The organism is Thiothrix sp. UBA5583, assembly GCA_002425225.1.
GTDB lineage: Bacteria > Pseudomonadota > Gammaproteobacteria > Thiotrichales > Thiotrichaceae > Thiothrix > Thiothrix moscowensis.
Window position 1 is genome coordinate 116,598 of sequence record DILV01000038.1, and the last position, 13,401, is coordinate 129,998.

Sequence of the window (13,401 nt, forward strand, 5' to 3'; positions counted from 1 at the left end):
TCCTCCTGTTAGCGGCTGCGGTTGCGCAAGTGGATGACTTCGGTGTAAACGCCACGTTGGTAGCGGTCATTAACGGAAACGCTGGTATCCAGCAGGGCATAGGTGCGGGCTTCCGCTTTTTCCAGCACGGGTTCGAGCGACTTGATCAACAGTCCGACCTTGATACTGACCACATCATCCCAGTTGCTGCCCACCCCGGTGGCATTGAAATATTGCTCAACCTGCCCATCCATGTTGCTATCCACCCCGTACATGAGCTGGATGTTTTCCACACCCTGCGCCACCATCTGCCGATTGGCGCTGGCAGAACCCGAGCAATACAAAGCAGGTATCACATCACCCACCGAGTTTTTTTCCACGGTTGAGGGCTGATCCAGCGTGAAGGTGTTATACACCAGCGATCCTTGCGAACTGGGTGCCTGACCGGAACGGCACACCGCCGGAACAGCGGAATTGGTACAATCCGTAAAAAGGGTATCGTCACTCAGGAAAGCAATGCCAACTGCATCATCCTTGACATTGGCAGGTGGTGCTGGCACTGCCCCATCCTGGGTCAGGTACATACTGGATGATGTCCGCTTGTTGGAAGTACCATCCGAACACGCCGCCCAAGCAGGCTGGGAACCCACCACAAACGGGTGTGCCAGCGGAAACAGCCCATTGGCAGCATAACCGGCATGTTCCAAATGCTTTTTCAGGGAGTTCAGGGCGACACGGGCATTTTCATCCATCATGGAAAACTGGTCGCGTGCCTGATAGTTGCGTTTGCTGCTCAAATACACTGTGCCAACCCCGGCAATCAGCACCATGCTGACCACCATTGCCACCATCAGCTCAATCAGGGTCACGCCTTGTTGTTTGTTACGTTTCATGCATTTCCCCCTTAAAGAACCGCTGTCAGGTTGATGGAAAAGGCTTCCAGCCCGTCAGTGCTACCATCCAGATCACCACCCTTGCGGCTGGCATTGCGCTCATTCCATTGCAGGTTAACCGTGACACCCTGGTTACAATCGGCTGGCAATGCGCCTGCCCCGTCGGGATCCACGCAAGTGACAGTCAACACACCATTGAGCAAGGCATTGCGCACACTCGTTTCACTACTGGTTGCACCGGCAGGATTACCGCAGCGGATACGGTACAGGTCATATGCTGCTAGTTGTGCCGGAGTACAGGAACCGGATGTACACAGCGTGTCGGGTGCTGTCAGGCAATCAGTCGCACCGGCATAGTCACCTGCCAGTGCTGCGCTGCGGTTGGCACGCATGTGTTCCAGCAGGTCATTGACCAGCCAGGTTGCCTGTTGCATCTGGTGCGAGTTGTGGGAGGTTTTCATGCCTGCAATCTGCAAACTGGCAAGCCCTAGCAGGCCAGCGGACAGCACCAGCGTGGAAACCAGAACTTCAAGCAGGCTTAAACCCGCCTGCCGCTTGCGGGGTATCGGGGTCGTCAACATTAAGGCCACCTGTTGGTATTATGATTGGGGCGTAAATTCAGGTTATAAGGCAAGTATACTGAAAATGCTTGCCCAGCGATAAAAAACACAAACATAGCCGACAGAGTGCCTGTTTTACCGTATCAATGGTTGGGTGTGTAATGGTTCAGACAAAGAAAAGCCCCCGACTTTGCAGCCGGGGGCTTAATCTCAACTCAATGACTAAAATGGCAAGCTGCTGCCACTTACTTGGTCACATCATACAAGCAAAAAGTTCACATCCTGCGAGCAAATAACTCAATGATAACGGGCAGAAAATGCAGAATCCAAGGAAGAACGGACACCATGCTGCCGGAGCAAGCGCTCCAGTTGTTTACCCAATTCACCCAATTCCCTGCTATGAATGATCAACCCGTCCAGCAACAACTGCGGTTTGCGCCGGTACTGCTCTTTTCCCCTTGAAGCCAACTCTTTTCTATTCATGTCTTATCCCCTTTTACTGACCACATGTCCGAACCCTCTCGGTAAATATAGCCCAAATTCACTGTTTATGTGTTGTCATCCCCACTTATTTCATGATAATGAACCCGTCAGTTTATCATCATGCACTTATAGAGATGACAGCCAACGAACTACCAATCCCCGAAACACGTCTGAACTTTGTTGACGAGCTTGATCAAGCACAAATTCGCCATCTTCAGCAAGAAACTGCGCAGGCTTACGGCATGACGCCTTTTTTTCAGGACAAACTGAAATCCGGGGCAAACGCCATCAAACTCGCCATTATTCCCCCCGGTCGCTTTGAAATGGGTTCTACCCCGGACGAATACGGGCATCAGGCGATGGAAGCCCCTCGTCATCTGACCATTATCCGCCAACCATTTGCCATCGGTGTCTATCCAGTGCTGGCAGAGGAATTTGAACAGTTTCGCCAGGATACCGAATGGTTTTTGCGCCCGGAACTGATCTGGCATAGCGAGCGCTACCCCGTCATCAACATCCGCATAGAAGACATCCGCCTCTATCTGGGCTGGCTAAGTGCACAGACCGGGCATACTTATCGCCTGCCCACCGAAGCCGAATGGGAATACGCCGCCCGTGCTGGCACAACGACACCGTTCCACTGCGGCAATGATGCAAGCTGCAAGGAAGTTCATTTCAACCCGCTGTTCCCCTACAAGGAAAACCACGAAAAACGCCGCTGGTATCTGCCGCGCTGCCTCCCTTCCGTCAAAGCCAGCGAAGCCGGAATACGCGCTGCCAATGCCTGGGGATTACACGACATGCATGGCAATGTATGGGAATTTACCAGCAGCCACTGGAGCCGTTCCCATTTCGGTGCCAACCGGGATGGAAGCCCATCACGCGGCGATGACCCCTACTGGTATGTCACCAAAGGTGGGTCATGGTTTGACCCGGCAACGCTAGCGCGTAGTGCTGCCCGTAAAAAACGTTATCTGGATGAAATGGATACCAACCTTGGGTTTCGGGTCGTGCGTGAATTATAGGTTCGGCACACTTTTACCCCTTTATGTCAAGATTTGCCGAGGTCATGCCCGCCATGCCATGCTGATTTGACCCATATCAAGCTGCCAGCCTCAAAACCAGACACAATGGGCAACATTATAATGAAACTGATAAGTGACAGACATGTTGGTGTTAGGTATTGGCAATATACTCCTGCAAGATGAAGGCATCGGCATTCACTTGCTAAAGTTCATGGAAAAACATTTCCCTGTATTCCCTGATGTGACCTATCTGGATGGTGGTACATTGAGTTTTACCCTCGCGGGTGAAATCGAAAGCCATGAGCACTTGCTGGTGCTGGATGCGGTGGAATTACACGCCCGCCCCGGTACGCTATGCTGCTACGAAAATGAAGCGATGGACAAGTTTCTCGGTACTGCCAAGCGCAGTGCCCATGAGGTTGGCCTGCTAGACTTGATGGACATTGCCCGTCTTTCGGGGCATTTGCCCAAACACCGTGCCCTGATTGGTATGCAATACCACAGGTTTGCATGGGGAGAAACCCTTACCCGTGCCGTCAAAAACAATTTGCCACTGGCGGGTCGGTTAGCTGCCAACCTGTTACTGAAATGGGAAGTAGCAGAATACCCGCCTTGTTACCCGCGTTCCAAACCCAAACTGGAGATTACCCGATGAGTCTGAACGACATCCCCATCCAGACCGAAACCACCCGCACCCGGAACCTGCTACCTGTCATGCATGAAATCCGCCATGCACTGGCTGAACTGGTAGAGCACGGCACACAGAACATCATCGACCTGCACAGCCTACCTTTCTCTGCCCAGGAACTGGCTGAACTGGAGGAGTTTCTCGGTGAAGGTGAAATTGACCTGACCCTCAACGTATTGGGTCACACCCGTATCCGTGAAAGCAGCTATTCCGGCGTATGGCGCATTGAACACATGGACGACAACGACAAGCGCATCGGCTACTTCATCGAAATCGGTCTCGTCCCGGAAATATTGCGTTCGCAGTGCGATGACATCAAGGAAGGTCTGGCGGCGATGACAACCATCCTCTCCATGCAGGAAGAACCCGGCTGACCTTTACAGAACACCCAGCGCAAGCGTTGCATACGAATACAGGCAGCCCAGCGTGGCTGCCAGCGGGATGACCGCAATCCCGAACATCAGCCATGACAGCAAGCGCTTGAACGAGCACTCACGGTAATAAAAGCGGGTGAAGGTATGGATTGCCACCAGCAAGATTTCAATCAGTGCCGTTCCCATGATCAGAACCAGTACCAGATCCACCGTATCCGCCGAATAGCCACTCCACACCAGTGAACCTACCAACGAAAAACCATGAGCAATGAAATAGGCGGGAATAAACAGCATCAGCCAGCCCATCCAGAACAGCAACTGTTGCCACGGAGCAAAATCCATCGTTTCAGCCTTAACCATACAGCAACCCAAACAGCCAGATAAAAAAGGAGGGAATGCATCCAAGGGATCAGCAAACCTGCGGACACATCCTCTATTCATAGCAAAACTTCGTGAAATCTGCTGGTTCATATATAGGCAAAACACAAAGAAGACTGTAGGCAAGGCGGTATACCCGGCCTGTTTTTCCTGACGGAACCCTTCGCCTTGTAGTAAAGTGTTTGTTATCACAGTTGGAAAGGGCTGGATAATGCATAATCTTGATCGACTCACAGCAGCCGAAATCAGCCAGCGGCTACAAAAAGTGGGGCTTCCTACCCATGATGTGGCATTGAATGCTTGCCGGGAAGCGGGCGTATTGGTTCCTTTTGTGCGGATAGCGGAAACATGGCATTTGCTGTTTATCCGCCGCCCTGCATCAGAACACGACTACCATAGTGGGCAAGTCGCTTTCGCAGGCGGCAAACGTGACCCACAAGACCGTGACCTAACCGCAACCGCCTTGCGGGAAGCCCATGAAGAAGTTGGCATCATGCCTCAAGACGTACAAATTCTTGGGCAACTCAGCCCGCATCACAGCGTCAGCCGTTTCCGTATTGCCCCAGTCGTTGGCATTGTGCCCTGGCCTTACAGCATCATCCCCAACCCGCTGGAAGTGGCACGCGCCTTCACTATTCCCCTGCAATGGCTGGCACAACCCGAACACCACGAAATTCGCTACCGGCATCTGGCAGATATAAAGGAACCTGTTCCCGTGGTTTACTTCCAGGAATATGACAATGAAATGTTATGGGGGGCAACAGCACGGATTACACTCAGTCTGCTAGCCTGTCTGCAAGACTGACCAGCCAGAGCGAGAAAGGAATTTGCAGGCAAACAAAAAGGGGCAACCAGTGCCCCTTTCTGATCCCGGTGTTGGCACACCGGAGATGGATTACTTGCCCGCAGCAGCAGCTTGTGCAGCTACTTCGTCAGCAAAGTTTTCCTGTTTCTTTTCGATGCCTTCACCGACAGCCAGACGTGCAAACTGACTAATCTTGGCACCTTTGGAAGCCAGCAAGTCACCTACAGTCTGATCAGGGTTCATGACGAACTGTTGACCAACCAGCGTAATTTCGCTCAGGAACTTCTTCATGCGACCAGCAACCATTTTCTCGGCAATATCGCGTGGCTTGCCGCTTTGCATAGCGATGTCGATCTGGATTTCACGCTCACGGTCAACAATTTCAGCCGGTACACCGGATTCATCAACGCAAACTGGGCTAGTCGCCGCGATGTGCATTGCCACGTGTTTGCCAACTTCAGCGTCGCCACCTTCGATGCACACGACCACGCCGATTTTGGAACCGTGCTGGTAAGTGGCAATCTGGCCTGCACCAGCATCCACCAATTGCAGACGGCGTACCTGGATGTTTTCACCGATTTTAGCAATCAGCGCAGTACGACCTTCTTCAACGGTTTGACCGTCGGCCATTGCCAGCGCAGCCAGCGCTGCAACGTCAGCAGGCTTGTTTGCCAGCGCTGTTGCGCCCACTGCTTCAGCAAAGGCAACAAAGTTGGCATCGTTGGCCACGAAGTCGGTTTCGCTGTTGACTTCAACCATCGCTGCTTGCTTGCCATCCGCAGAGACGGCAATGATCATCCGGCCTTCAGCCGCAACACGGCTTGCTTTTTTGTCAGCTTTAGCAGCACCGGATTTGCGCATCAGGTCGATAGCCGCTTCCATGTCACCATTGGTTTCGGTCAGAGCCTTTTTGCATTCCATCATGCCTGCGCCAGTACGTTCGCGCAGTTCTTTAACCATTCCAGCAGTAATTGCCATCAGAATAACTCCTTGATTTTAAAATCAGGCTTGTACGTCGCCTGCTTCCTGACCAGCATCAGCAGTTTCATCTGCCCCAGCCTGGGCAACAGCATCCTGCTGCGGTGCAACCGCTGCGCTGATGTGACCTTCGTTTACAGCGTCAGAAGCCGCCGCAACATACAACTGGATGGCGCGGATAGCGTCATCGTTGCCTGGAACGATGTAGTCAACACCCTGCTGAGAGTTGTTGGTATCAACGACGCCGATGACCGGAATACCCAGTTTGTTGGCTTCCTGCACTGCGATTTTTTCGTAACCCACGTCGATAACGAAAATGGCATCCGGCAGACCTTTCATGTCCTTGATACCACCCAGGCTACGCTCCAGCTTTTCAGCTTCGCGCGTCAGCATCAGGACTTCTTTCTTGCCCAGCTTCTGGAAAGTGCCATCTTCAGCCATTTTTTCCAGATCCTTCAGGCGACGGATGGATTGCTTGACAGTTTTGAAGTTGGTCAACATACCACCCAACCAGCGGTGGTTAACGTAAGGCATTTTGCAGGCCAGTGCTGCTTCACGCACGGCATCACGCGCAGAACGCTTGGTGCCGACAAACAGCACCTTGCCACCTTTTGCAGCCAGCTTGCCAACGAAGTTCATCGCATCGTTGAACATCGGCAGGGTTTGCTCAAGGTTGATAATGTGGATTTTGTTGCGCTCACCGAAAATGTACGGAGCCATTTTAGGGTTCCAGTAACGGGTCTGGTGTCCGAAGTGAACACCGGCTTCCAGCATTTGACGCATGGTAACTTTAGGCATTGTAATCTCCTGTATCGGGTTATGCCTCCATGTATCCCACCAACGCAACTTGCTGTTTTTGCAGCGAAGCACCCTGCGTGATGTGCCGATACATGTGTGGATTTAAAAACTATTTGCGGAAATCGCGGGCGCTTTATACCATGAAACGCTTTTGAGTGCTACCAGGAAGAAGCAGCGAATGGCAAAGACAGACAAAGACCAAACAATAAAAATCAAAACAGCGGATGAAATCGCTAAAATGCGGGTCGCAGGCAAACTGGCTGCCGAAGTCCTGGAAATGATTGCAGAGCATGTCAAACCCGGTATCAGTACCGCCCAGCTTGACCGGATTTGCCATGATTATATTGTCAATGTGCAACAGGCCATCCCTGCCCCACTGGGTTATGGCACACCGCCCTTCCCCAAATCCATCTGCACTTCCGTCAACCACGTGATCTGTCATGGCATCCCCAGCGACAAAATCCTGAAAAAGGGCGATGTCCTTAACATTGACATCACGGTCATCAAGGATGGCTATCACGGCGACACCAGTAAAATGTTTTTTATCGGTGAACCACCGATTGCAGGCAAACGCCTGAGCGAAATCACCCAGCAGTGCATGTACCTTGGCATCAAACAGGTGCGCCCCGGTGCCAGCATGGGAGATATTGGTCGCGCCATCCAGAAACATGCCCATGCCAACCATTACTCGGTAGTGGAAGAATTCTGTGGTCACGGTATCGGTAGCCGCTTTCATGAAGCCCCGCAAATCCTGCATTACTACCACAAGGACAGCGACAAAATCGTCATGCAACCCGGCATGATCTTCACCATTGAACCCATGATCAACCAGGGAAAACGCCACCTGAAAATCCTGCCTGACCAGTGGACTGCCGTCACCAAGGATCACAAGCTCTCTGCCCAGTGGGAACACACTGTGCTGGTCACGCAGGATGGCTTTGAAATCCTCACCCTGCGGCAGGAAGAGGCAGGTTGGCAGGAGCGTTTATGACCCAAGGTAATCCCCTGCTGGACATCCATGTACGCTTACACATGCAAGGCGACCTGAAAACGGCAGATTACGCCCAAGCGGTGCGTGATGCCCGCAAGCTGTTGGGCGAACGTTTTGCTGCCGGAGAAGATGTACGTCAACTACTCAACGATCATGCCGACTTTATTGACGCCCTGCTCCAGCTTTTGTGGAACACGCAAGGCATTGCCCGCCAACAACACGCCACGCTGGTCGCGGTTGGTGGCTATGGCAGACGTGAATTGCATCCGGCCTCAGACATCGACCTGATGATCCTGCTGACCAAACCACCCTCGGAGGAATGTCAGGAACGCCTGTCAGGTTTCATCACCCTGTTATGGGATATTGGCCTGGATGTCGGGCACAGCGTGCGCACACTGGATGAATGCCTGGAAACAGCCCGGCAGGATCTAACGGTCATCACCAACCTGATTGAAGCCCGTTATCTGGATGGCAGCGAAAGCCTGTTCCTGCGCCTGCGGGAAGGCATTACCCCGGAATGCATGTGGAACAGCCGCGAATTTTTCATCGCCAAACTGGAAGAGCAAAACAAACGCCACCGCAAATTCGGCGACACCTCTCACCGGGTAGAACCCAACCTCAAGGAAGGGCGCGGCGGCTTGCGTGACATCCAGACCATCGGCTGGGTAACACAACGCGAATACGGTACATTTTCCTTGCAGGAACTGTATGAGAAACGCCTGCTGGAATACGAAGAATACGAAACCCTGCGGGATGGACGCCAGTTCCTGTGGCGCATCCGTTTTGCCCTGCATGAACTTGCCAAGCGCAAGGAAGACCGCCTGCTGTTCGATTACCAGCGCAGCCTTGCCCACATGTTCGGCTTCACCGATGACACCAACAATGCGGCGGTGGAAGGCTTCATGCAGCAGTATTATCGGGTCATTACCGAACTGGAACGCCTCAGCGACATGCTGCTGGGCATCCTGCGCGAACGCATCCTTACCCTGCACCCACCGCCACCGGAAATGCTGGGCGAATGGTATCAGCGGCGTGGCAACCTGATTTCCATTGCCTCCCCCGACGTGTTTGTCCTGTACCCGACGGCTTTGCTGGAAATCTTCCTGCTGTTACAGATTACCCAGGGTGTTACGGGGTTGACGCCCGATACCATCCGCATGATCCGCAACAACCTGCACCGGATTGATTCCAGCTTCCGCCAGCAGGCACGCCACCGGCAACTGTTCATCCAGATCCTGCGCCAGCCCAAGGGCATCACCTTCGTCATGCGCCTGATGAACCGTTACGGGATTCTGGCAGCCTACATTCCGGCTTTTGCCAATATCGTGGGGCGGATGCAGTATGACCTGTTCCACATGTATACCGTGGACGAGCACACCCTGTTTGTGGTGCGCAACCTGCGCCACTACAGCACTGCCGTGGGCGCACAGGAACTGCCGTTCTGTGCAGAAGTGTTCAAGACCCTGCGCAATCCTGAATTGCTGTATCTGGCTGGGCTATTCCATGACATTGCCAAGGGGCGACAGGGAGACCATTCTGTACTCGGTGCGGATGATGCCTACAATTTCTGCCGTGAACACGGCCTCAACCTGCATGATGCCTCATTGGTAAGCTGGCTGGTACGCCATCACCTGCTGATGAGCATGACCGCCCAGCGCAAGGACATCAGTGACCCGCAAGTCGTACACGAATTCGCCTCGAAAGTGGTTTCCCAAAGCCGTCTGGATTGCCTATTCCTGTTGACTATTGCCGACATCCGGGGCACAAACCCCAAATTGTGGAATAGCTGGAAACAGACCCTGTTACACGACCTGTACCACGCTACCCGCAGACTGTTGCGCAACCGTGCCCCCATTTCGCATGAAAGCACCCTGCTGACCGATGAAAAGCGCAACGCAGCTTTGGAACAACTTGCCAAGGAAGGTTTTACCGAAGAGGAATGCCGCAGTCTGTGGGACAAGTTCGGGGCAGATTATCACCTGCAACACTCGGTGGAATCCGTCTTATGGCATACCCGCCATATCCTGAATATTCCCCGTCATCAAACTGCGCTGGTGCATGTACGCAGGACATTATCCGGCAGCAGCAATGTGCTGCTCGTTTATACCCGTGACCGGGATGACCTGTTTACCCGCGTACTGTCCTCAATGGAACAGCTCAACCTGAATGTGGTACAGGCACGGATTGTGTCCACTACCGACGGTTTCGACCTGTATACGCTGCACATCCTGGGGCCGGATAACCAGCTCATCATCAGTGATATTGACCAGCAACACATTGTTGACACCTTACAGGAAAATCTGGCACGCGAAAAACCGCAACGCCCGACTCACCGCAAACCGCGCATTTTGCGTAACTTTGACGTACCAACCCGCATTTATTTCAGCCAGCAACCTGAAAAAGGCTTAACCCTGATGGAAATTAATGCCGGTGACATGCCTGGTCTGTTGTCCCGACTCGGGGAAGCGATGGATAGGCTGGGAATCCGCGTCCACAACGCCCGCATCAATACGTTGGGCGAACAGGCACAGGATATTTTCTACATCACCACCCGCGACGGCAACAGCATTACCGATGAAGCCCGGCAAGCCACTATCCGTGAAGCACTGACCAAAGCCTTGCAAATCGACTGAAAGCCATCAAACAAAAGGCTCCATTCAGGAGCCTTTTGCTGATCCGTCACAATAGAGGAGGCAATTACTCGCCTTCAGTGATGGCCTTCGCACTCAAACGTAGGCGACCCTGACGGTCGATCTCGATAACCTTGACGCGCACGCTATCGCCCACATTCAGGTGATCTGCCACATTTTCGACCCGATCATTGCTGATCTGGGAAATGTGCAACAGACCATCTTTGCCTGGCAGAATGGTAACAAATGCACCAAAGTCCATCAAACGGGCAACCTTGCCGTTATAAACCTTGTTCAGTTCCACCTCGGCCGTGATGGATTCGATGATGGAACGCGCTTCATAAGCAGCTTTGGCGTCAACCGCCGCAATCTTGATGAAACCTTCGTCGTTGATGTCGATACTACAACCGGTCTTTTCGGTAATGCCACGGATGGTTTCGCCGCCCTTGCCGATAACTTCACGGATTTTTTCCGGGTTGATCTTCATGGTGACGTAGCGCGGTGCATACTGGGAGATTTCATCACGCGGTGCTTCGATGCCTTTCGCCATTTCACTGAGGATATGCAGACGACCGGCTTTGGCCTGGGTCAGTGCCTGCTGCATGATTTCCCGAGTGATGCCAGTGATCTTGATGTCCATTTGCAGGGCGGTAATACCTTCGGAGGAACCAGCCACCTTGAAATCCATATCGCCGAGGTGATCTTCGTCACCCAGAATGTCGGACAACACCGCGAAACGTTCACCTTCCTTGATCAAACCCATGGCGATACCGGCAACTGGTGCTTTCAGCGGAACGCCCGCATCCATCATTGCCAGTGAGCTGCCGCACACGCTTGCCATTGAGCTGGAGCCATTGGATTCGGTGATTTCGGATACGCAACGAATGGTGTAAGGGAAATCGTCGGTATGTGGAACCATCGCTTTCACACCGCGTTTTGCCAGACGACCATGACCAATTTCACGCCGTTTGGGTGCACCGAAACGACCTGTTTCACCCACGGAGTATGGCGGGAAGTTGTAGTTGAACAGGAAGTTGTCCTTGTATTCGCCGGTAATCGCGTCGATCACCTGTGCATCACGCTCAGTGCCCAACGTGGTGACAACCAGTGCCTGAGTTTCGCCACGGGTAAACAGTGCGGAACCGTGGGCGCGGGGCAATACGCCCAGACGCACGCTGATCGGGCGTACCGTTTGCAGGTCACGACCGTCAATACGCGGTTTGCCGTCGAGGATGCTGCCGCGCACGATTTTCTTCTCAACGTTTTTGAATTCACCCTTGATCTGGTCAGCGGTGAAACCTTCTTCACCTTCTTTGGCGGCCAGTTTTTCAACTGCTGCACTCAACACTTCGTCGATACGCCCGTAACGTTGCTGCTTGTCAGCAATCTGGAAGGCTTCCGTCAGTGGCGCTTCACAGGCTGCTGCCATTGCATCCTGCAATGCCTTGTTGGGTTCTGGCGCTTTCCAGTCCCAAGCGACTGTACCGGCTTCCTTGGTCATTTCGTTGATGGCATTGATGACCGCCTGCATCTGCTCATGACCGAACATGACCGCACCCAGCATCACCTCTTCGCTCAATTCCTGCGCTTCGGATTCAACCATCAGCACCGCCGCGTCTGTACCGGCAATGACCAGATCCAGCGCGGAAGACTTGATGTCTTCTTTGGAAGGGTTCAGCAAATATGTACCGTCACGATAGCCAACACGGGCAGCACCAATCGGCCCTTGGAACGGCATCCCGGACAGCGCCATCGCCGCAGAAGCACCAATCATGGCAGGAATGTCAGCGCTGACTGCCGGGTTCATGGAAACCACCATCGCAATCAGTTGCACTTCGTTGGTGAAGCCTTCCGGGAACAGCGGGCGCAGCGGACGGTCAATCAGACGAGCCACCAGGGTTTCTTCTTCAGTCGCACGGGTTTCGCGCTTGAAGAAACCGCCAGGAATACGGCCTGCTGCGTAGAATTTTTCCTGATAATCAACCGTCATCGGGAAGAAGTCACGGGCTGCGTCAGTGGTTTTCTGCCCCACGACAGATACCAGCACACAAGTATCGTCCATGTTGACCATGACCGCTGCGGTGGCCTGCTTGGCAATTTCGCCAGTTTCGAGGGTGACGGTATTGTTACCGTATTGGAAGGTTTTGGTAATTTTAGCCATTACGTCAGTTTTCCTTTGAGGAATTATTTACAGTGGAAATGTCACGGGCAGGCTGTTGAGAAAGGCTTCAGGTAGCAGGCGGTGTAGGAAAGCCCTTGTCAACAACCTTCCTGCGTGACGGATTACTTTACAAAATTTAAAGGCAGATAACAAAACACCGCACAAAGGCGGTGTCTTGTGTTGCTTGCACCGTGATTAGCGGCGCAGGCCAAGGCTACTGATCAGAGCCTGATAACGGTTCAGATCCTTGCGCTTGAGGTAGTCCAGCAGTTTACGGCGCTGGTTTACCATCGCCAACATGCCACGACGTGAGTGGTGGTCATGTTTGTGTGCTGCAAAATGGTCCGTCAGATGCTTGATTCGCGCTGTCAGCAGCGCAACCTGCACTTCCGGGGACCCGGTATCTGTATCTGATTGGCGGTATTGCGCGACAACACCAGCCTTATCTTCTGCACTCAGAGACATTCGCCAAAGCTCCAGATTAAGGGTTGCTAAAAAGGCGGCGATTATACACCCCAGCATCCAAACAGTACAACTTTGTTTTCAGGCGTGGGTGTGACCGGAAGTGATGCACAGTTTAATATCTGTTAACTATCCCCATTAAAACGAGTCCCGACATGTCAGCCAAGCGAACACAGCTAGCCCAACGCCTTGCCCG

At 53.0% G+C, this 13,401-nt stretch carries 14 protein-coding genes; 6 read left to right on the plus strand and 8 right to left on the minus strand.

The window, feature by feature from the left end; genetic code table 11:
• Nucleotides 1-8 precede the first annotated feature (8 nt).
• The 3 genes from B2U47_RS16105 to B2U47_RS16115 all read right to left on the minus strand — a co-directional run bounded on the left by B2U47_RS16105 (nucleotide 9) and on the right by B2U47_RS16115 (nucleotide 1,915).
• The gene (locus B2U47_RS16105; protein ID WP_296676174.1) at nucleotides 9-872 is read right to left on the minus strand and encodes a PilW family protein; all 864 of its coding nucleotides are present in this window, start codon (nucleotides 870-872) and stop codon (nucleotides 9-11) included.
• Nucleotides 873-883: 11 nt separating this feature from the next.
• Complete coding sequence (pilV, locus tag B2U47_RS16110; protein ID WP_296676176.1) at nucleotides 884-1,453, minus strand: type IV pilus modification protein PilV; 570 nt, start codon at nucleotides 1,451-1,453, stop codon at nucleotides 884-886.
• 276 nt (nucleotides 1,454-1,729) lie between these two features.
• The gene (locus B2U47_RS16115; RefSeq protein ID WP_296676178.1) at nucleotides 1,730-1,915 is read right to left on the minus strand and encodes a hypothetical protein; all 186 of its coding nucleotides are present in this window, start codon (nucleotides 1,913-1,915) and stop codon (nucleotides 1,730-1,732) included.
• A gap of 134 nt (nucleotides 1,916-2,049) precedes the next feature.
• Between B2U47_RS16115 and B2U47_RS16120 the strand changes: the two genes are divergently transcribed.
• The 3 genes from B2U47_RS16120 to B2U47_RS16130 all read left to right on the plus strand — a co-directional run bounded on the left by B2U47_RS16120 (nucleotide 2,050) and on the right by B2U47_RS16130 (nucleotide 4,002).
• A complete protein-coding gene (locus tag B2U47_RS16120; RefSeq protein WP_296676180.1) occupies nucleotides 2,050-2,940 on the plus strand; it encodes a formylglycine-generating enzyme family protein in 891 nt (296 codons plus the stop codon).
• A 142-nt stretch (nucleotides 2,941-3,082) separates the two neighbouring features.
• The gene (locus B2U47_RS16125) at nucleotides 3,083-3,595 is read left to right on the plus strand and encodes a HyaD/HybD family hydrogenase maturation endopeptidase (protein ID WP_296676183.1); all 513 of its coding nucleotides are present in this window, start codon (nucleotides 3,083-3,085) and stop codon (nucleotides 3,593-3,595) included.
• Nucleotides 3,592-4,002 (plus strand): hydrogenase expression/formation C-terminal domain-containing protein, encoded by a 411-nt coding sequence (locus tag B2U47_RS16130; RefSeq protein WP_296676185.1) that lies wholly within the window; start codon nucleotides 3,592-3,594, stop codon nucleotides 4,000-4,002. Before B2U47_RS16125 ends, B2U47_RS16130 begins: the two co-directional genes overlap by 4 nt.
• Before the next feature lie 3 nt (nucleotides 4,003-4,005).
• Here B2U47_RS16130 and B2U47_RS16135 read toward each other — a convergent pair whose 3' ends face one another.
• Nucleotides 4,006-4,362 (minus strand): hypothetical protein, encoded by a 357-nt coding sequence (locus tag B2U47_RS16135; protein WP_296676188.1) that lies wholly within the window; start codon nucleotides 4,360-4,362, stop codon nucleotides 4,006-4,008.
• A 229-nt stretch (nucleotides 4,363-4,591) separates the two neighbouring features.
• Here B2U47_RS16135 and B2U47_RS16140 point away from each other — a divergent pair, with 229 nt between their 5' ends.
• Entirely contained in the window at nucleotides 4,592-5,185 is a 594-nt protein-coding gene (locus B2U47_RS16140; protein WP_296676190.1) for an NUDIX hydrolase, read from the plus strand.
• A gap of 90 nt (nucleotides 5,186-5,275) precedes the next feature.
• Here the strand turns inward: B2U47_RS16140 and tsf are convergent, their stop codons facing one another.
• Together tsf and rpsB are read right to left on the minus strand one after the other, a co-directional pair.
• Nucleotides 5,276-6,163 (minus strand): translation elongation factor Ts, encoded by an 888-nt coding sequence (tsf, locus tag B2U47_RS16145; RefSeq protein WP_296676193.1) that lies wholly within the window; start codon nucleotides 6,161-6,163, stop codon nucleotides 5,276-5,278.
• Between the two features lie 24 nt (nucleotides 6,164-6,187).
• Entirely contained in the window at nucleotides 6,188-6,961 is a 774-nt protein-coding gene (rpsB, locus tag B2U47_RS16150; RefSeq protein WP_296676197.1) for a 30S ribosomal protein S2, read from the minus strand.
• A gap of 178 nt (nucleotides 6,962-7,139) precedes the next feature.
• Here rpsB and map point away from each other — a divergent pair, with 178 nt between their 5' ends.
• The gene (gene map / locus B2U47_RS16155) at nucleotides 7,140-7,952 is read left to right on the plus strand and encodes a type I methionyl aminopeptidase (protein ID WP_296676199.1); all 813 of its coding nucleotides are present in this window, start codon (nucleotides 7,140-7,142) and stop codon (nucleotides 7,950-7,952) included.
• Nucleotides 7,949-10,585, plus strand: coding sequence for a [protein-PII] uridylyltransferase (gene glnD, locus B2U47_RS16160; protein WP_296676203.1), 2,637 nt, complete (start codon nucleotides 7,949-7,951; stop codon nucleotides 10,583-10,585). The genes map and glnD overlap by 4 nt, the downstream gene beginning before the upstream one ends.
• A 64-nt stretch (nucleotides 10,586-10,649) precedes the next feature.
• Here the strand turns inward: glnD and pnp are convergent, their stop codons facing one another.
• Both pnp and rpsO read right to left on the minus strand, forming a co-directional pair.
• Nucleotides 10,650-12,743, minus strand: a complete 2,094-nt coding sequence (pnp, locus tag B2U47_RS16165) for a polyribonucleotide nucleotidyltransferase (RefSeq protein ID WP_296676206.1) — start codon at nucleotides 12,741-12,743, stop codon at nucleotides 10,650-10,652.
• A 195-nt stretch (nucleotides 12,744-12,938) separates the two neighbouring features.
• On the minus strand, nucleotides 12,939-13,208 hold the full coding sequence (gene rpsO, locus B2U47_RS16170) for a 30S ribosomal protein S15 (RefSeq protein WP_296676209.1): 270 nt from the start codon (nucleotides 13,206-13,208) through the stop codon (nucleotides 12,939-12,941).
• Nucleotides 13,209-13,401 lie beyond the last annotated feature (193 nt).